Origin of the sequence: Klebsiella sp. K-3 (genome assembly GCF_051207495.1) — a bacterium.
Taxonomy (GTDB): Bacteria; Pseudomonadota; Gammaproteobacteria; order Enterobacterales; family Enterobacteriaceae; genus Klebsiella; species Klebsiella aerogenes.
Map to the genome: position 1 here is coordinate 96199 of NZ_JBPNXF010000013.1, position 17854 is coordinate 114052.

17 protein-coding genes and 2 tRNA genes are annotated in these 17854 nt (G+C 49.3%); 12 read left to right on the top strand and 7 right to left on the bottom strand.

Going from position 1 to position 17854, the window contains the following annotated elements:
- The first annotated feature begins 11 nt into the window (after positions 1 to 11).
- Positions 12 to 1070 (top strand): nicotinate-nucleotide--dimethylbenzimidazole phosphoribosyltransferase, encoded by a 1059-nt coding sequence (cobT, locus tag ACSEMK_RS20750; RefSeq protein WP_316424189.1) that lies wholly within the window; start codon positions 12 to 14, stop codon positions 1068 to 1070.
- Between the two features lie 38 nt (positions 1071 to 1108).
- Here cobT and ACSEMK_RS20755 read toward each other — a convergent pair whose 3' ends face one another.
- A complete protein-coding gene (locus tag ACSEMK_RS20755; protein ID WP_087860485.1) occupies positions 1109 to 2218 on the bottom strand; it encodes an adenosylhomocysteinase in 1110 nt (369 codons plus the stop codon).
- A 199-nt stretch (positions 2219 to 2417) separates the two neighbouring features.
- On the opposite strand from ACSEMK_RS20755, the gene ACSEMK_RS20760 reads away from it, so the two are divergent.
- Complete coding sequence (locus tag ACSEMK_RS20760) at positions 2418 to 3155, top strand: HPP family protein (protein WP_316424188.1); 738 nt, start codon at positions 2418 to 2420, stop codon at positions 3153 to 3155.
- 5 nt (positions 3156 to 3160) lie between these two features.
- Here ACSEMK_RS20760 and ACSEMK_RS20765 read toward each other — a convergent pair whose 3' ends face one another.
- Complete coding sequence (locus ACSEMK_RS20765; protein ID WP_316424187.1) at positions 3161 to 3901, bottom strand: lipoyl protein ligase domain-containing protein; 741 nt, start codon at positions 3899 to 3901, stop codon at positions 3161 to 3163.
- A 13-nt stretch (positions 3902 to 3914) separates the two neighbouring features.
- Positions 3915 to 5234 (bottom strand): shikimate transporter, encoded by a 1320-nt coding sequence (shiA, locus tag ACSEMK_RS20770; RefSeq protein WP_430914563.1) that lies wholly within the window; start codon positions 5232 to 5234, stop codon positions 3915 to 3917.
- A gap of 287 nt (positions 5235 to 5521) precedes the next feature.
- Here shiA and ACSEMK_RS20775 point away from each other — a divergent pair, with 287 nt between their 5' ends.
- From ACSEMK_RS20775 to ACSEMK_RS20790, 4 genes are all read left to right on the top strand, one after another.
- Positions 5522 to 6019 (top strand): molybdopterin-dependent oxidoreductase, encoded by a 498-nt coding sequence (locus tag ACSEMK_RS20775; protein ID WP_087860488.1) that lies wholly within the window; start codon positions 5522 to 5524, stop codon positions 6017 to 6019.
- A 10-nt stretch (positions 6020 to 6029) separates the two neighbouring features.
- Positions 6030 to 7946 (top strand): putative bifunctional diguanylate cyclase/phosphodiesterase, encoded by a 1917-nt coding sequence (locus ACSEMK_RS20780; RefSeq protein ID WP_113373525.1) that lies wholly within the window; start codon positions 6030 to 6032, stop codon positions 7944 to 7946.
- Between the two features lie 214 nt (positions 7947 to 8160).
- Positions 8161 to 8493, top strand: coding sequence for a DUF1971 domain-containing protein (locus ACSEMK_RS20785; protein WP_087860660.1), 333 nt, complete (start codon positions 8161 to 8163; stop codon positions 8491 to 8493).
- 9 nt (positions 8494 to 8502) lie between these two features.
- Positions 8503 to 8841 (top strand): DUF1869 domain-containing protein, encoded by a 339-nt coding sequence (locus ACSEMK_RS20790; protein WP_395226385.1) that lies wholly within the window; start codon positions 8503 to 8505, stop codon positions 8839 to 8841.
- A gap of 48 nt (positions 8842 to 8889) precedes the next feature.
- Here ACSEMK_RS20790 and ACSEMK_RS20795 read toward each other — a convergent pair whose 3' ends face one another.
- Positions 8890 to 9780 carry a LysR substrate-binding domain-containing protein gene (locus ACSEMK_RS20795; RefSeq protein WP_271031468.1) on the bottom strand — a complete coding sequence of 297 codons (891 nt, stop codon included), beginning with the start codon at positions 9778 to 9780 and terminating at the stop codon, positions 8890 to 8892.
- A 131-nt stretch (positions 9781 to 9911) separates the two neighbouring features.
- Here ACSEMK_RS20795 and ACSEMK_RS20800 point away from each other — a divergent pair, with 131 nt between their 5' ends.
- The 4 genes from ACSEMK_RS20800 (at position 9912) to ACSEMK_RS20815 (ending at position 14757) form a co-directional block, all read left to right on the top strand.
- Complete coding sequence (locus ACSEMK_RS20800) at positions 9912 to 10484, top strand: hypothetical protein (RefSeq protein WP_271031469.1); 573 nt, start codon at positions 9912 to 9914, stop codon at positions 10482 to 10484.
- A gap of 270 nt (positions 10485 to 10754) precedes the next feature.
- Positions 10755 to 11765, top strand: coding sequence for a LacI family DNA-binding transcriptional regulator (locus tag ACSEMK_RS20805; protein ID WP_271031470.1), 1011 nt, complete (start codon positions 10755 to 10757; stop codon positions 11763 to 11765).
- Positions 11766 to 11859: 94 nt separating this feature from the next.
- Positions 11860 to 13293, top strand: a complete 1434-nt coding sequence (locus ACSEMK_RS20810; RefSeq protein WP_271031471.1) for a glycoside-pentoside-hexuronide (GPH):cation symporter — start codon at positions 11860 to 11862, stop codon at positions 13291 to 13293.
- Between the two features lie 108 nt (positions 13294 to 13401).
- Complete coding sequence (locus ACSEMK_RS20815; protein WP_430914560.1) at positions 13402 to 14757, top strand: right-handed parallel beta-helix repeat-containing protein; 1356 nt, start codon at positions 13402 to 13404, stop codon at positions 14755 to 14757.
- 43 nt (positions 14758 to 14800) lie between these two features.
- On the opposite strand, the gene ACSEMK_RS20820 is transcribed toward ACSEMK_RS20815, so the two are convergent.
- The 3 genes from ACSEMK_RS20820 to ACSEMK_RS20830 all read right to left on the bottom strand — a co-directional run bounded on the left by ACSEMK_RS20820 (position 14801) and on the right by ACSEMK_RS20830 (position 16115).
- Positions 14801 to 14876 (bottom strand) — tRNA-Asn (locus ACSEMK_RS20820).
- Positions 14877 to 15150: 274 nt separating this feature from the next.
- Positions 15151 to 15792: a hypothetical protein gene (locus ACSEMK_RS20825; RefSeq protein ID WP_213794509.1), complete on the bottom strand. Its 642-nt coding sequence runs from the start codon at positions 15790 to 15792 to the stop codon at positions 15151 to 15153.
- A gap of 247 nt (positions 15793 to 16039) precedes the next feature.
- Positions 16040 to 16115: transfer RNA gene (locus ACSEMK_RS20830), tRNA-Asn, on the bottom strand.
- 5 nt (positions 16116 to 16120) lie between these two features.
- On the opposite strand from ACSEMK_RS20830, the gene ACSEMK_RS20835 reads away from it, so the two are divergent.
- Both ACSEMK_RS20835 and ACSEMK_RS20840 read left to right on the top strand, forming a co-directional pair.
- The gene (locus tag ACSEMK_RS20835; RefSeq protein WP_373431808.1) at positions 16121 to 16213 is read left to right on the top strand and encodes a DUF5951 family protein; all 93 of its coding nucleotides are present in this window, start codon (positions 16121 to 16123) and stop codon (positions 16211 to 16213) included.
- A 95-nt stretch (positions 16214 to 16308) separates the two neighbouring features.
- Positions 16309 to 17748 (top strand): EmmdR/YeeO family multidrug/toxin efflux MATE transporter, encoded by a 1440-nt coding sequence (locus ACSEMK_RS20840; protein ID WP_183269053.1) that lies wholly within the window; start codon positions 16309 to 16311, stop codon positions 17746 to 17748.
- The last annotated feature ends 106 nt before the right edge of the window (positions 17749 to 17854 follow it).

A 17854-nucleotide genomic window follows, 5' to 3' on the forward strand; every position in this document is an offset into this window, starting at 1 on the left:
ACAGGAAGCATATGGATACAATAAGTGAATGGTTAGCGGCCATCCCGCGGCCGGACGAAAGCGCGATGTCGCGGGCTCGTCAGCATATTGACGGCTTGTTGAAACCGCCCGGCAGCCTGGGGCGTCTGGAATCGCTGGCGATTCAGCTGGCCGGTATGCCGGGGCTACAGGGCGCATTACGTTTTCCACGCAAAACTATCGTGGTCATGTGCGCCGACCACGGCGTCTGGCATGAAGGTGTTACCGTCTCGCCACAGGCGGTGACCGCGATTCAGGCGGTCAATATGACCCGTAAGAATACCGGCGTTTGCGTGCTGGCAGCTCAGGCCGGGGCTGATGTTCAGGTAGTTGACATCGGTATTGACGCCGAACCGATCCCTGGGCTGGTAAATATGAAAGTGGCGCGCGGCAGCGGTAATATTGCCTGTACCGCGGCGATGAGTCGCGAGCAGGCTGAAACGCTGCTGCTGGCGAGCATGCGCTACACCCGTCAGCTTGCGGAGCAGGGCGTGCGTCTGTTCGGCGTGGGCGAATTAGGAATGGCTAACACGACCCCCGCTGCGGCAGTAGTCAGCGTGCTGACCGATCATGATGCCGGCGATGTTGTGGGCATCGGCGCGAACCTTCCAATATCGCAGCTGGCGCACAAGGCGGAAGTGGTACGCCGGGCGATAGCGGTCAACCAGCCTTCACCCGAAGATGGCCTCGACGTGCTGGCAAAAGTGGGCGGTTTTGACTTGCTCGGGATGGCCGGGGTCATGCTGGGCGCCGCTTCCTGCGGATTGCCGGTAATACTCGATGGCTTTTTATCGTACGCGTCGGCACTGGCGGCCTGCCGGATCGCGCCACAGTTGCATCCGTACCTGATTCCGTCGCATCTGTCGGCGGAGAAGGGGGCACGTATTGCGCTGGAGCACCTGCAGTTGCAACCTTATCTGGAGATGGGCATGCGCTTAGGCGAGGGCAGCGGCGCGGCGTTAGCCATGCATCTGGTGGAGGCGGCAGGAGCGATGTTCAACGACATGGGGACGCTGGCTGAGAGCAATATCGTGCTGCCGGAAAACCGTTAACCGGCTTCGGGGCGCCGACCGGCCCCCCGAAATAGTGCTTACAGCGCCTGCTGCCACACGCTTTGCGGCAGCAGATAAACATCCGCTTTAGCCTGCATACCGTCGGTAACGATATGACGAATGCCGCTGGCCATCACCGCAAGGGTGACATCAAACGCATTCAGGCTATCGCCAAAACCGGCGGTAAGGTTGAGCATTGAGCCATCGGCCATCAGATAGATTGTTTTCCCCGGCATCCGATAAGCATTGATATAGGGCATAACCTCTTCATGCGGGAACTGGCGCAGGTGTTCGCAATCAATCTCTTCCGCCACGTGTCCGACGTTGAGAATAAACACGCCATCTTTAGCGCTATCCAGCGCCAGGCTGTTGACCACTTTCTTGCCGCCGGTGGCGGTGGCGACGACATCGGCTGATGCGATTGCATCCTGTAAATCTACGACATGCCAGCCGTCATAAGCGGCCTGTAAACGGCGCGCCGGATCGATTTCCGCCACCATAACCTGGCCGCCGAAGGCTTTTGCCGCCGCGGCAACGCCTTGCCCGACCAGACCGTAGCCGATCACCAGTACTTTTTTCTCATGTAGGGTAAGGTGAGTGGTCTGGAAGAAAGTGTGCCAGGCCGTCAGGCCGACCATATGGCGGTTATGTAGCCCTTCTTTGACCGGCAGATCATCCCAGTTAAAGATAGGGTAGCCGGGGCGAATATCACCGAGGCGATTGACGCCGGAGCCGGTGGCTTCAAGGCCGGCGACGACATTGCCGAACTCGCCGCGCTGGTGGAGCAGGGTGGTAATATCCGCGCCCATCTCGCACAGGTGGGTTGGTTGCCAGGCGATGGCTTTTTCCCATGATTGTTGCCAGTCGGCGTCACTCATATTGCGCCAGGCGCAGGCTTCCGCGCCGCGCTCCACCAGCCAGGAAACAACCTCATCCTGTACGGTGGTTGGATTACAGGTGGTCAAAAAGACTTTCGCCCCTTTCTCAAGGAGCCCCTGCACCAGCGGGATCATTTTCATATCGAGATGCATACAGCAGGCCAGGCGCACTTCGCTGAGGTCGGGAAGGGCCGCCACCTGACGCAGGGTGCGCGGCATATTCTGGCTAGCCCATGCCACTTCTTTCGTTAAATTTGTCTTATTATTCACCGTATTGTGACCTTTAATCCGTAGAGTGGGTTTAACCCCAGTGGGGAAGATGATTCTAACGCAGGGTGTATAAATCACATAACCCACACTGCCCGGTAAAGTTGCAAATAATAGGCATCATAAATACATGGTTGTTAATGAATGGTTAAATAAAGACAATGAAACATCATTTATTCCTATGATGTGAGCGATTCGTTCGATGTTACGCGTTTTACAGCGCCCGCTATTTTCCCGCGCGCGTATTTTTCTCGGCCGTTTAAAACCTCATGCCTTACCCGTTGCTAAAAAGCATATTTTATTGGGCTCAATCGGCGCCGGAACGGGACTTGCGGTGACCAGTATGTTCAGCCACTGGCTGCTGGGCGAGGTGAATCTGTGGTTTATTGCGCCGATGGGGGCCTCGGCGGTATTGCTATTCGGCGTGCCCAGCAGCCCGCTTGCTCAGCCCTGGTCTATCGTTGGCGGCAACGTGCTTTCGGCGCTGATCGGCGTCACTGTCGGACTACTGGTGCCGGATACGGCAATCGCCTGCGGCCTGGCGGCGGCTCTGGCGATTGCCGGGATGTACTTTTTGCGTTGTCTGCATCCACCAGGCGGCGCGGTGGCGCTCACGGCCATTCTTGGCGGCGCCAGCGTACACAGTGAAGGCTACCAGTTTGTGCTGACGCCGGTATTATTGAACTCCATGATGTTGGCGCTGCTGGCGATCGTCTTCAACAATCTGGTCGGGCGCCGCTATCCGCATCCGCTGGCGGCGGAAGAGGTGAAGCCGAATGTAGTGCCGATGGGGATTGCAGTCACTCGCGAAGATATTCACGCCGCGCTGATGGAAGGGCAGTTCCTTGATATCGGCGAGGACGATGTGCAGGAACTACTGGAGAATATTGAACAGCAGGCCCGGCTGCGTCTCGCCGCCGGTCAAAAAGCGCGCCAGTGATGCTATTAAGGCACCCGTTGCAATGCCTTAGCTAGCGCCAGCCTGAATCGCTCGATGAGGTCGGGTTCACCAGGCAATAATTCGGCGAGCGTAATCGTTTTGTCCGCGCGGTAGACCTTACCGCTGCTGAGCAGCGCCTCAATATCATTGGCCACCTGATGTGCGGCCTGCAGATCGGCATCCAGTAATATCACGGCGTGAGCCAGGACGATGTGCACCTGGCTTTCGGCTATGGGCCGCCAGTATTGAGCGGTACCGGCAATCTTGCGGGCGTCTTCCCCCTCGCCGCAGGCGAGGTTATAGCGCCCGTCGCAGAAAGAACCGCTGACGGCCTGAAAATGGCTTTCGACGCCAAGGGTCGCCAGCGTGCGTTGCAATATTCCACACAACAACAGATAGATAGGTTCGGCGGCTTCGCCTAACGGCTGGGTTACCGGCCAGGCAAGACTCAGGTTGAGGATCCCCGGCCCCTGCGGCACCAGCCCACCGCCGGAGCGACGCATCCACACCGGCCAGCCGCGGGCGGCAAAGGATTCACTGACGGCGGCCAGATTGGCGAATTTCCGGTAACTGCCGGGCACCACGAACCCTTGCGGCGCCTGCCAGAGCTGAGCGACGGCTTCACCTCGGCGCGCGCGCTCGAACAGAGGCAGTTCGGCAAGCGTGGGATCATCGCAGCGGACAATCGGTAATTCGTCGGCGTTGAACCCGGCAGGCCAGCAGTCTGTGTTCTGTTGTGTTATCACGAAGCCTCCCTTGTTATGTCGGATGCCGGTTTTTCATCAACATCGCCGTGACGGCAGAGATCAGGCAGCCGACCGTCAGATAAATCGCCACGCTGTGCCACGAGCCGCCAGAGAAGGTGACCAGCGCGGCGGCGATAAATGGCGTAAAACCGCCGCCGACCACGCTGGCCACCTGGTATCCGACGCCTGCGCCGCTGTAGCGATAGCTGGCGCCAAACATTTCGGTAAACATCGGTTGCTGCACGCAAACCACCATATCATGGGCGATGTTGGCCAGCATCAGGGCAAAAAATAGGATCCAGAACAGCGAGTGCTGCTCCAGCGCCATAAAGAAGGGGAAGCCGCTTAATGTTCCGATCAGCGCCCCGGTAATATAGATACGTCGGCGGCCAAACCTATCTGCCAGCCAAGCAAAGCAGGGAATGGTAAAACAGCTAATGCCGCCCACCAGCAACCCAATATTGAGGAACAGTTCACGCGGCAGGCCGAGGTTTTGTGTCGAGTAGTTGAGGGCGAATGCGGTCACGATATACATCGTTAACAGTTCACACAGGCGCAGGGCGATGATTAATAAGAAGGCACCCGGATGGCGTACCAACGCTTCCAGTACCGGCAGGCGTTTTTTCACCGCGGCGGGCGTTTTCTGCACCTGCTGCTCAAACTCTGCCGACTCGGCCATGCCGTTGCGGATCCACAATGCCGCCAGTACCAGCACTACGCTAAACAGGAACGGCAGGCGCCAGCCCCAACTAAGGAACTGCTCATCGGTGGTGAAACTGCTGATAAGCGATACCAGCCCAGTAGAGAGCAGCAGCCCGACGCCGTAACCCACCTGCACGCCGCTGCTATAGAACGCTTTTTTGTTTTTCGGCGCGCTTTCAACCGACAGCAACGCCGCGCCGCCCCATTCGCCGCCGACGGCGAAGCCCTGTAATGCGCGCAAAATCACCAGCAAAACCGGCGCCCACCAGCCAATCTGGTTAAAGGAAGGCAGGAGCCCGATACAGGCGGTGGCGATCCCCATCATCCACACGGTCATCATCAGCATGCGCTTACGACCTAAGCGGTCGCCGAAATGGCCGAAGATCACGCCGCCGAGCGGGCGGAAGAGGAAGCCGACGCCGAAGGTCGCGAAGGCTGCCAGCGTGCCCATTGCCGGGCCAATTTGTGGGAAAAATTCGCGGTTGAACACCAGTGCGGCGGTAATGCCGTACAGCAGAAAATCGTACCAGTCGACGACGGCGCCGGCAAAGCTGCCCCATGCCGCACGACGAGCGCGATGAAGAGAGGCAACCCCGTTGCCGGAGTCGGGAGAAATAAGCGTTGAGTCCATGCCTGTCCTGTTTGTTGCTAACTTGTTATTATTTGAATGAGACGCTTTCTTATCTACGCGCCGTTAGGGAGATTACCGTGCATAAGCGCAACTGAAAAGTTTTTTACCTGCCGGAAAGACAATAAAGTAAAAAATGTCTAAATCGAACATTTAATTTTCACCACTGGCGTGGGTTAACTGTTGACCATTACTGCTATTTTATTTTTGTTGCCCCATTGGGACGGCTTTTAAGAATTCACGTAAATGGTTTACAATTACTATCTCCAACGCTGGATATGGTGGGTGATATGCGTCTAATTTTTGCAGTTTTATTTTATGTTTTAGTTTTACCTAATGCTTTCGCAGAAAAACTGCCTGCGCCAACGGGCAAACCCGTTTTAACCATTTCAGGAAAGATTACCAATACAAACGAAGGCGATACTGCCGTATTTGACGTCGCCGCGTTAGAAAAGTTGGGCAATGAGACAGTGATCACAACCACTCCCTGGTATTCAGGAAAAGTGCGCTTTGATGGTATTTCACTTAGCAAACTTATGGACTTAGTGGGTGCGCAAGGTAAGACGGCGAAGGTGATGGCCCTTAACGATTATACGACCGAGGTGCCGGTGGATGATTTTCATAAATTCCCGGTGATCCTCGCGCTGAAGATGAATGGTGAATATATGCGCATTCGTGACAAAGGGCCCCTTTTTATTGTTTATCCCTACGATAGTAGCGCGGAGTTACAGAACCAAATCTATTATTCCCGCTCGGCATGGCAGGTTTCAAAGATTATAATTGAGTAAGGCTCTGATCTTGAATCGAATACTCACTGCCATTATTTTGTCGCTTTTTATCGTCACCGGATACATTACCTATCTGGTGCATGAGCGGCAGAGTGAGCTGCAAAAATTAACACGTTATACCGACTCGTGGTCTGTGTCCCAGATGGTCTCTGAATACATGCGTCTGGAGGCTCGTTTAAGCGCCCTGGCGCTGAACGTGAAGGGGACCGACCGTGATGAGGTACGCCTGCGCCTGGAAATAATGATGAGCCAGATTGAATTGCTGCAGCAGGGCGATCTTGGTCAGTTCATCAGAAAAAGCGAGCAGCGGCAGGCGACGGTCACCAGTCTGATTCAGATCCTCGATCAACTCGACAGGCAACTGGATTCCATGACGCCTGAGCAGATGATGACTCTGCTATACACGATGAGTAAGTTGGATGGCCCAATGACCTCACTGGCCTCCATGACCCTGGCGCAGGACTTTGATGTCGTTAATCTTACGCATGATAAGATTCAGCATCTCTATTACATCTATTCGGTGATTTCAATCTTGCTGATTACGATGTGTATCACTCTTGGCCTATTGATGCTTCGACAAAATAACAACTTGCGTCGCGCGCATGTGCGCATGAAGCTGTTAGCTAATGATTTACAGCTGTCGAAAGAGAAACTTCAGGTACAGAACCGCCGTTTGCAGTATGACGCTTATCACGATTCGTTAACAGGTATGCCTAATCGCCTCTCTTTCTGGCAGAGGCTACAGGAAGTGGTTAATCACGTGAAACCTTATAATGGTTGCGCAGTGGTTATGTTGTTTGACCTCGATAATTTTAAAGATGTTAATGATACCTTAGGACATGATGCCGGCGATAAGTTGCTTCAGGAGCTCGCCAGCCGTCTGTCGTTCTTTCGTAAAACATCAGAGACGCTGTACCGGCTTGGCGGCGACGAGTTTGCCCTGGTATCGCAGGACCTGAGCGAAGAAATGGCGCTGGAACGGGCGGATGTGATCCGCGAGAAAATCAGCCAGCCCTACTATATCTACGATTCATTGATTAACATCGGCGCTTGCATCGGCATCGTTATCTCCGATGGTGAAAGTCGTACCGATTACTTATACAAATGTGCCGATCTGGCGCTGTATGAAGCGAAAAAGTCGGGCGCGGGCAACGTGGAGATTTTTCGTCCCGGCATGTTACAACGTTTACAGGAAAACAAATCCTTTGAGGACGATCTGCTACATGCACTGGAAAACGACCAGTTCAAGGTTTACTACCAGCCGATCGCCGACACGGTATCGCGTGAAATCTACGGTTACGAAGCGTTGGTGCGCTGGTTTCATCCACTGCGCGGTATGGTGCCGCCTACAGAATTTATCCCAGTGGCGGAGAAAACCGGCCTGATTAACCCACTTGGCGAGTGGGTGCTGAAGACTGCCTGCGAGGAGGCGGCCCGCTGGGAGCAACCGCTGAAGGTTTCGGTAAACGTCTCACCGATTCAACTTATCAATACCTCACTCACAGACACGGTGGCGGCGGTGCTAAAGAAGACCGGTCTCGACCCGCGGCGCCTTGATCTTGAGATTACGGAATCTGATGTATTTAACGAGAATACGCGCTCGCTGGAGATCCTCAGCCAGTTGCGCGAGCAGGGGATTCAGATCTCAATTGACGATTTTGGTACCGGCTATTCGTCATTGTCACGGCTGAGTTATTTCCCTTTTGATAAGATCAAAATTGACCGCTCGTTTGTGGTCAATATACCTATGCAAAAAGATGACCTCGATATCGTGCGCCTGATCATCAGTATGGGGAAAAGTTTACATATGCGCATTGTCGCCGAAGGTGTTGAAACTGAGGAACAGTTAACTTCGCTGCAACAATTAGGTTGCGATCTCGTTCAGGGATATTTAATCGGGAAGCCGGGGCTTTTAAATAACAACTGAAAAAAGATAATCTTCGGTCTTTAAAGTCTCGCCTGTGAACTATCACAGGCGCTTTTTTATATTTTAAATAAAGCTAATCCGTAATGGGTATAAATAGTGGTAGATAAAATAGGATCAAAAAAATAATACCCTTAGCAATTAAAAGGGGTATATGATATGCAATATATCGTTTCATTCGCGGCGCTATTTCACGGCGCGGAAAGAGAGGCAAATCATGCAGCGAATCATTATACCTACCCATTATGTTCAGACCCGCTCCACCCCCATGTGGACCAAGGAGACCGCGCCCGCGTCCATCTGGAAGCGCCATCTTGATGCCGGTACGCGACAGGGCGTCTATCCGCGTTTATCGGTGATGCAGGGTGCAATACGCTATTATGGTTATGCCGATGAAACGAGCCCAGACCCTGTTGAAACGATGACTATTGAAGCGGGGCAGTTTGGTGTCTTCCCTGCGGAAAAATGGCACTGCATTGAGGCATTAACTGACGATACCGTATTTAATGTCGATTTTTACGTCGACCCTAAAATTCTGATTGAGGGATAAGCTGAGTCTATGAACAGTGAAAATAAAGGTTACTCATTAGCGATAGCCAATAACAACAATAATGAAAAAAAAGAGAAAATTTATCTGAAACCGATGGCGCTTTATGTCCCTGATATTGCGGTTCAGGCAGTAGCGGAATTGCTTCAGGATCTTTCTGCCGATAACGCACAGGGCAAAGGGTTCAGCCTGATGGTGACTAACAATAATAATGGTGTATCGGTAGATAAAGATTTCGCCTCAATCGAGGCGCTTCAGGATCCACTGCATGCCGCTGACGCGGTGAAAGAGCTCATCAATATTGTGCGCGGTTATGAGTCTGACGAAGAGACTAACGTCTGCGGTTGGTAAGAATTCAGTCAGGCAGATATCGTCCGATATCTGCCTCTTTCTCCGGTTTCAACTCATCGCTATCTGCTGCAGTAACCAGTCCCGCAAGGCGCTGATATCGGCGCGCTGGGCTAACTCTTGTGTCGCCACCAGATAATAGTTTGCTCCCGGTAAGAACATTTCAAATGGCGCCGCTAATACTCCGCGTTGCAACAGATCGCGCGCCAGCAGTTCGCTGGCAATCACTACGCCTTGTCCTGCTACCGCCGCCTGTAGCGCATGCGTCTCATCGCTGAAGGTTAACCCAGCATCGATATTCAGCTGCGGTGGCCCGTAGCGACGCTGCCAGTTTTCCCAGCCCGGCGAATCAGCCGGAACGTGACGATGTTCAACGTGGAACAGGGTTGCGTGATGCAAATCCTCCAGCCGTGTAATACCCAGCGTTGGGCTAGCGACGACGATAAAGCGGTCTTCATGTAGCAAGGTACAGTGCAGTTCGCGCTCCGGTGTTTCACGATAGCGAATCGCGACGTCAACGCTGCGCTGGTTGAGATCCACCCGCTCGACGCTGGTATGCAGCCGCAGGTCAATAGCGGGGAATTCCGCTTTAAATGCTGCCAGCCGTGGTACCAGCCAGTGAGTTAGAAAGTTGGAGGTGGTGGTGACGGTGAGTGACGGCGGCTGGTGTGAGCGAACAATTTGTGTAGTCGCTTCTTCCAGCGCGCTAAAGGCGCGTTGAGTCCCTGCATAGAGAATTTCACCGCTGTCGGTAAGGCTGACTCCCAGGGCATTGCGTTCACAGACGCGGCACTCCAGCACAGATTCCAGTAGTTTTATCTGGTGGCTTACTGCGGTAGCGCTCACCCCAAGCATATCGGCGGCGCGTTTAAAACTGCGACAGCGGGCAACGGCATGAAAGGCGCGTAGCGCGCCCAGCGGCGGGAGGCGGGTTTTTCTCATGGCTGAGTTTTTCTCATCTATTGCTGAAATTTATGCGTTTGCCGTACTTATTATACAGAGGATAGCCTACTGATATGTGAAATAGACACTGAATTAAATTCATCAGTGTTTGCGATTATCAGGAGTGAATAATGAATATCTACCGTAATCAGCGAGCTGGTGGGGCAACCACTTGCGAGGCCCCGCTCACGCAAACTATCGCGCTAAGTGGCGTATTCGCGGCGGGGGCGCTGCTATTGAGCGTTTCCTCCATGATTGGCGCTATCGGTACTCTGGCGTTGCTGCTGACGCTGACGGGAGCTTTTGCTGTTGGCTATGCAATCGCGCGTTGGCAGCCGTGGCCAGCGCATTATAGCGTTAGGGTATCGTGCTACGCCTTTGTGCTGTCCGCTATGGGCTGGTTAATGTTACTGGTGCTGTGGAATAGCGGACACGGTTGGCTATCTCAAATTCCGGGGATCGCCTTTGGTGGATTAGGTGCGGGTATTGTCTGGAAAAACAATGCTACAGCAAGATACTCGTCGGGCATGATGGCGAACATCCCGATGACAGCAGGTATCGTTATTATTATCCTGGCGACTCTGCTAACCAATCACTATGCGGATTCGGGAAAGGGAGGTTTTGTCTACGCACTGGCGGTCCTGGTAGATCTGGCATTGCTGGGAGCGGTGCTGGTGAAAATTAGACAGCAGGAAATGTCGTAAATCGGCCCGTTATTTACCATAGCAAATCCTACCTATCATCTACGCAAGCGTAACACCACGACGACTTTGGTTCTGGCGTGGCGCCCGTTATCCTCTGTTTGTCAGTGAATCCATTAAATATTATCGTGAACGCTTAGTTATTTTAGTGACAGCAGAATTGAGAGAAAAAGCGGGGTTTTATGTAACGCGGCAACATGTGAAGTGGCTTACATTTTTGACTTCCATCACACTTTATAGTTACGTCATTCTTGGTCGTCGCAGTTATTTACTATGGCATCCATTAAAGACGTAGCAATAAAAGCTGGAGTATCTACCGCTACGGTCTCACGCGTGCTGAATAATCATCCCAGCGTGGCGCCAGAAACTCGCAAAGCAGTTCGTGAGGCAATGGATTTCTTATGCTATGTGCCTAGCAAGAGTGCGTTTCAATTGAGTGGGAAATGTTCTGGGCTGATTGCAGTTGTTCTTCCAAACCTTGTCAACCCACATTTTTGTGAACTGCTGGCGACATTTGAAGAAGAGGCAAGATACATCGGTAAAACGGTTATCGTCAAAACTCATCAGAATCAACCGCAGCTAGATAAGCAAATAATATATACGCTTATTAGTATGGGTATTGACAGTTTGCTATGGGTGCCAACAGAAACCGAAAGCGAACTTGCAGAATGGCTCATCGCGACTAATATCCCCGTTGCAGTGGTTACGCTGGTATCGCGATTTTTCAATTCTGTTTCTATCGATCAAAGTAAAGGGGCGGAAGTTATAGCCGAGCATTTTATTCAGACCGGTCATACCACGTTTGGATTTGTAGCGCAGGAAGGCGCGGATAACCGAAAGGTTTTTTCATGGGCAAAACGAATTACCGCTCAGGGATTGACTATAGATAAAGAGAATCAGTTTTGGATAGCGAAAGGCGAGGGTGAGAAAACATCAGGGCATATTAGTATACTCGATGATATTATTGTCAGGCTAGCCGAGAGAATAAATCATTGTTCATCTCTCTGGGTCTATAACGATGTGGCTGCTAGTTATATTATTGATGGCTTGAAAGAAAAAGGAATATCTGTGCCTAAAGATATTGCCATCGCTAGTTTTGATAATACTTTACTGGCACAAACTAAAAAAATCACTAGTGTGGCGCAACCGATAAGTGAAATCGCCCATCTGGCATTTCAAATGATTAACAACGAAACAAAACAAGAAAGTATTGAAATGCACGAAATTGTCTCTCGGTTAATTATACGGGAGAGTAGCGTGAGTATTAATATTACTTTGCTTTAATCTACATACGCCGTTATCAACTTATAAATATAAACTAACATTGGTTTACTAACCTCTGTTGAACACTTATGACTGTATACTCTAGAGGTCTTCTATGTCTGCAAACTCAATCGAAAGGCAAGGTGTTTACGTCAAACTGCGTTTAAAAGAAAAAATTGGTTATGGAATGGGAGATGCTGGTTCTTGTATGATTTGGAGTGTACTGGCGTTATATCTAACATGGTTCTACACGGATGTTTATGGTTTAGCTCCCGGTGTTGTCGGTACCTTGTTTCTGGTCATTCGTATTTTTGATGCCTTTAGCGACCCGGTTATGGGGGCGATTTGCGATCGTACTCGTAGCCGATGGGGTAAATTCCGACCATGGTTATTATGGATGGCATTGCCATTTGGTTTGGGAGCAGTACTAATGTTCACAACGCCCGATTTAAGCATGAATGGAAAAATTGTTTATGCCTGGGTGACATATCTGGTTATGTCATTAATCTATACTGCTATCAATATTCCATATTGCTCAGTAGCCGGTGTGATCACGCTAAATCAGAAAGAGCGTTTAGGCTGTTTGTCATGGCGATTTTTCCTCAATGGATTGGCGACGCTAATTGTCTCTTCTTCAATTTTACCCTTAACAGACTGGTTAGGTAACGGTAACAGAGCGGCTGGTTTTCAGTTGACTATGGTAATCATGGGAGGTGCTGCGACACTAATGTTCTTCTTTTGTTTTGCCAGTATCAAAGAACGTGTTACTGCAATTAAAGTTAATGACTCTTTAACAAATGATCTAAAAGATATCATCAAAAACGATCAATGGTTATTGATGATTTTTATTACTTTCCTTAATGTTTTTCCGGCATTTATTCGTGGTGCAGTGACTATTTATTATGCTACCTATGTTATGCAAGCCTCCGTCGGATTTACTACGTTTTTTTTGGCTCTTGGCGTTGCATGTAACATGCTAGGTAGTGTTATAGCGAAACCACTCACCGATCGTTTTGATAAAATTAAGCTGTTCCGTTCGATTAATATCGTTCTTGGCTTCCTTTCTTTAGCTCTATGGTTTGTCGATCCCAGGTCTTTGCTACCACTACTTACACTTTTTATCATCATTAACATCCTGCATTTGATTCAATCAGGGCCAATATTATGGGCCATGATGTCCGACGTTGATGACTACGGAGACTGGAAATACGGTAAACGCCTTACCGGTATTTCATTTGCTGGTAATTTGTTTATGTTAAAAATGGGTTTGGCAGTTGCTGGTGCGATTGTTGCGTGGATATTATCATTGACGGGTTACATCGCTAATAAACCTCAACAAAACACAGAGACTATCGAAGGTATCATTATTATGTTTTCTTTACTGCCAATGATTACCTATTTTATTAGCGCATTCGTAGTTAGATACTTTAAATTGAATAACCACTTTCTTGAACAAATTAAAGTGGAACTCGCTAAGCGTGAACTCAATAACGGTTCTTCATCGCATCATGACATCGAGCGAGATAGGACCGCAGTGGTTAATCATTAGTTAAAATTCCTCTGAAAGAAATTAGGGGTATTATTAATTATTATAATATTCAGAGGTCAATAGAACCGTAATATCTACCTATCCTAATAATGTAGAGGAAAATAACGCATGTCGAGTGAAAATTATTATGATGTAACAGAGTGGAGTGAAGGTAATCCTTTTGAAGATATCGGTTTAGTGATTAATAGTATTATTGCCGATATTAAAAATCGGCAAACAGACACAGATGTCAATGATGGTGGAAAACCGGGGGCTGTTATCTATATCCCGCCTGGAGACTATCATTTGCTCACTCAGGTAGTAATAGACATCAGTTACTTGAAAGTTAAAGGAGACGGACATGGGTTTACCTCTTCAAGTATCCGTTTTAATACTCCGGAAAGTGATTGGGCAAGCTTGCATGAATTGTGGCCAGGCGGTAGTCGTATACTTGTTGATATAACACCATCATCTACGATTCCGGAAGCGGAAGGGGCGGCTTTTTATATTGAGCGTAGCGGTGACCCAAGAATAAGCTCAGTTGAGTTCGCGGATTTTTGCATTGATGGGTTACATTTTTTGGATGACGGTTCGGGAAGTAACGATCCTGAAAACACCTATCTCAATGGTAAAACGGGTATTTATATTGCCAGTGCGCAGGACTCATTCCGCATTAGTGGAATGGGATTCGTATATCTTGAACACGGCATCACTATATATAATGCCGATGCATTGGCGATACATAATAACTTTATTGCTGAGTGCGGTAATTGTATAGAACTCCGTGGGTCGGGACAGGCTTCAAAAATAACCGATAATTTGATAGGTGCCGGTTATAGAGGATATTCCATTTATGCAGAGAACTTTGGTGGCCTTCTGGTTACAGCAAACAACATTTTTCCCCGCGGTAAAAGCAGTATTCACTTTTCTGGTGTCCTCCGTTCTGCAGTTAGCAGCAACAGATTTCATTCATTCTATCCAGGGATGCTGGTTTTTGAGAATAGCTGTTCAGAAAACCTGGTGACGGCAAACCACTTTTTCCGTGAACATGAACCTTGGGAACCTATGCAGTCGTATAGTAATGGTTTAGATGACTTGTATGGGTTGCTATATATAGAAGGTGAGAATAATTCGATTATTGCTAACCATATTTCTGAATCGATTGATAAACAGTATATCGTTCCTGCTGGCGCGACACCTGTCATAATACGGTTGGCATCAGGAGATAGTAACTATATTTCTGACAATCATATTGTTGCTACCACCGATACATCATTGTTAAAAGGTCATGCAGAATCTTGTTTCTCTGCACAAGTTAGAGCGCTGCTGGCATTAGAGGGGTTGGAAGTTCTCGACGTGACGACCGTACAGGTCGACGCAGCATCTCAACGTAATATCATACTTGATTCCGGAAGCGACGCTCAGGTTGTGCTTGATAAAGCGGTCAATGCGTTTAGAGCGACGCCGGTACCCGGCTTGTCATAATAGAAAAGCAAAAAGCCTGCTCGTAAGCAGGCTTTTCTAAATCTGGCTCCTCTGACTGGACTCGAACCAGTGACATACGGATTAACAGTCCGCCGTTCTACCGACTGAACTACAGAGGAATCGTGTGAACGGGGCGCATGTTAGCGAGTGAGTAACGGGATGTCAAAGGAGATTGCGCCATTTGCGATTGTTCGCTGGTAAAATCATCAGTAGTAGAGGTTTTTTCAGCACTGAAGCGAAAATTTAAGCAATAAAAAGGTGAGGGGAGCACTAGCAGATCCGAAAAACTCTGCCTTCAGTGCTTGCTGCAAAGAGTCATTTGAACGGTGAATGTACAATCGTCATCCGGTTACACCTGTTTACAACGCAGGTGTAACTTTAGAAGTGAATGGATTATTTTTCATCGGGTTCTGCATTTAGCAGCCAGGGCTGCAAATGACCATTTTTAATTCTGGTCAAATAATCTTCAATTAAACTCTTGGTTTGCGGGGTGAGGGTATAAAATTCATATAACGTACAAGCTATATTAGATTGTAAATCTATAGTGCTGGAGATATCTTCAGGAATAAAGTACATTTGGCGGTTTGTCATGGTTCTAATGTATAATCTTTTGCCAATAATAGGGTTTTCGTCGAATAAATTAACGCCAATTTCCATGGCGCCGTCTACAGGGTAATATAAAACATACCACTGTGTTTTGTTATGGTCTTTAATTAAAGATTCAACCATTTCGGTAGGAGATAGACGTTTCAAGTTATCAACACAACGCAGAATGTATCGATGCATTACAAATTGTTTTAGTAGTTCTGTGAAGAGTCCTGTTAAAAATAAAATGGTAAATGTCGATGCTATTACTACTAAAAACCATAGTCCTGTTGATAAAGCCGAAAAGGAAGATGCGATAACTAAACTTATTATGAGCGAAACGATAAACATTAAGCTTTGTAATTTATATTTGTCTTTTGCTAATTTGAATAAGAAATAAGTCAGGAAAAATCCAGCCAGGCAATAAAAAAATAATAATGATCTATCCATGTATTTAATCCTGGTATGTATGTGTTAACAATGTTTTCTCAAAGCATCTAAATATTTCAGACTAACTTGATTCTATGCTACCACGAAGACAGTAAACCTTGCTATTCCTGTTGGCGCGGAAACGCACCAGGCAATATTCATTTCGACTTTGCTCAGCCGATTTTGTCGTTATGTTTGATGTCTGTGGAACAGAAGAGGGTAGAAAGCAAAAAAGCAGACGTCGCTGAACGTCTGCTTTTCTTAAAATTGGCTCCTCTGACTGGACTCGAACCAGTGACATACGGATTAACAGTCCGCCGTTCTACCGACTGAACTACAGAGGAATCGTGTGGAATGGTATCTTAGCGGCGAAAAAATTTTTGTCAAATATCAATTCAGTTGTGGCGAGCCGCTTGCTGCATCTATCGACAATTTGTCGTAATTGCCAACAAATTACCAGGAAAAATACTTTGCAGGATTAGCAGTTCTCAATCATCATTTGAAATGTTGTTTCAACTCTTCTCACTAAGGTCTCCCTTGAACGTCACTTCAGCAGTACGCCAGGCCGTAGCGCGCACGTCCTGGTTTAAAAAACGCAAGAGCTATCGGGTGCTCTACTGGCGTGAAATTAGTCCCCTTGCCGTACCGATCCTGTTGGAAAATGCCTGCGTGTTGTTGATGGGGGTTCTGAGTACTTTCCTTGTTAGCTGGCTCGGTAAAGAAGCGATGGCCGGGGTGGGCTTAGCCGATAGCTTTAATATGGTCATTATGTCGTTTTTTGCCGCGATTGACCTGGGCACCACCGTGGTGGTGGCCTTCAGCCTCGGTAAGCGCGATAGAAAGCGGGCGAGGGCGGCCGCGCGTCAATCGCTGGCGATCATGACCTTGTTCTCGATCGTGCTGGCGGCGATTATTCACGCCTTTGGTGAGCAGATTATCGATATCGTTGCCGGCGACGCCACGGTTCAGGTTAAGGCACTGGCCCTAACCTATCTTGAGCTGACAGTGCTGAGCTATCCGGCGGCGGCGATTGCCTTAATTGGTAGCGGCGCGCTTCGCGGCGCGGGGACCACCAAAATCCCGCTGTTAATTAACGGTGGGATGAATATTCTCAATATTATTATCAGCAGTATCCTGATTTACGGCCTCTTCTCCTGGCCGGGGCTTGGCTTTGTCGGCGCCGGGCTGGGGCTGACTATTGCCCGCTATATTGGCGCATTGGCAACCATCTGGGTTCTGATGACAGGCTTTAACCCGGCGCTGCGCATTTCGCTGAAGAGCTACTTTAAGCCGTTTAACTTTGCCATTATCTGGGAGGTGATGGGCATTGGCATCCCGGCGAGCATCGAATCGGTACTGTTTAATGGCGGCAAGCTGCTGACGCAGATGTTTGTTGCCGGGATGGGGACCAACGTCATCGCCGGGAACTTTATTGCCTTCTCGGTGGCTTCGTTAATTAACCTGCCGGGTAACGCGTTGGGTTCGGCCTCAACTATTATTACCGGAAAACGACTGGGGAAAGGGCAGGTCGGCCAGGCGGAACGTCAGGCCTGGTTCGTGTTCTGGTTGTCGACTATTATCCTGACGCTTATTGCCTGGGGCACCGCACCGTTCGCAGGCCTGATCGCTTCGTTCTACACCAGCGAAGAAGACGTAAAAGTGGTGGTTAAAGAGCTATTGTGGCTCAATGCCCTGTTTATGCCAATTTGGTCGCTTTCCTGGACCTTGCCCTGTGCCTTTAAAGGCGCACGCGACGTGCGTTACACCATGTGGGTTTCGATGCTGGGTATGTGGGGCTGCCGGGTGGTTGCTGGCTATACGCTGGGGATCATGCTGGGCATGGGCGTCATCGGCGTCTGGCTGGGTATGGTGCTTGACTGGGCGGTGCGCGGCCTGTTGTTCTATCGCCGGATGATCACCGGGCGTTGGCTGTGGAAGTACCCGCGATTAAAGGCGCGGCTGGAAGAAAAGTCATGAATATCCTGAAAAAGTGTTACTTTTTAGTCGAAGTGAGGAATAAATCGGCAAACGGTCGTTATTATTAAAAACATCTTTGACATGGCTGAGCGTGGCCGTTAGTATT

Coding starts and splice junctions, on each gene's coding strand:
- cobT (WP_316424189.1), top strand. CDS start 12: ATGGATACAATAAGTGAATGGTTAGCGGCCATCCCGCGGCCGGACGAA.
- ACSEMK_RS20760 (WP_316424188.1), top strand. CDS start 2,418: ATGTTACGCGTTTTACAGCGCCCGCTATTTTCCCGCGCGCGTATTTTT.
- shiA (WP_430914563.1), bottom strand. CDS start 5,234: ATGGACTCAACGCTTATTTCTCCCGACTCCGGCAACGGGGTTGCCTCT.
- ACSEMK_RS20775 (WP_087860488.1), top strand. CDS start 5,522: ATGCGTCTAATTTTTGCAGTTTTATTTTATGTTTTAGTTTTACCTAAT.
- ACSEMK_RS20785 (WP_087860660.1), top strand. CDS start 8,161: ATGCAGCGAATCATTATACCTACCCATTATGTTCAGACCCGCTCCACC.
- ACSEMK_RS20790 (WP_395226385.1), top strand. CDS start 8,503: ATGAACAGTGAAAATAAAGGTTACTCATTAGCGATAGCCAATAACAAC.
- ACSEMK_RS20795 (WP_271031468.1), bottom strand. CDS start 9,780: ATGAGAAAAACCCGCCTCCCGCCGCTGGGCGCGCTACGCGCCTTTCAT.
- ACSEMK_RS20800 (WP_271031469.1), top strand. CDS start 9,912: ATGAATATCTACCGTAATCAGCGAGCTGGTGGGGCAACCACTTGCGAG.
- ACSEMK_RS20805 (WP_271031470.1), top strand. CDS start 10,755: ATGGCATCCATTAAAGACGTAGCAATAAAAGCTGGAGTATCTACCGCT.
- ACSEMK_RS20810 (WP_271031471.1), top strand. CDS start 11,860: ATGTCTGCAAACTCAATCGAAAGGCAAGGTGTTTACGTCAAACTGCGT.
- ACSEMK_RS20815 (WP_430914560.1), top strand. CDS start 13,402: ATGTCGAGTGAAAATTATTATGATGTAACAGAGTGGAGTGAAGGTAAT.
- ACSEMK_RS20825 (WP_213794509.1), bottom strand. CDS start 15,792: ATGGATAGATCATTATTATTTTTTTATTGCCTGGCTGGATTTTTCCTG.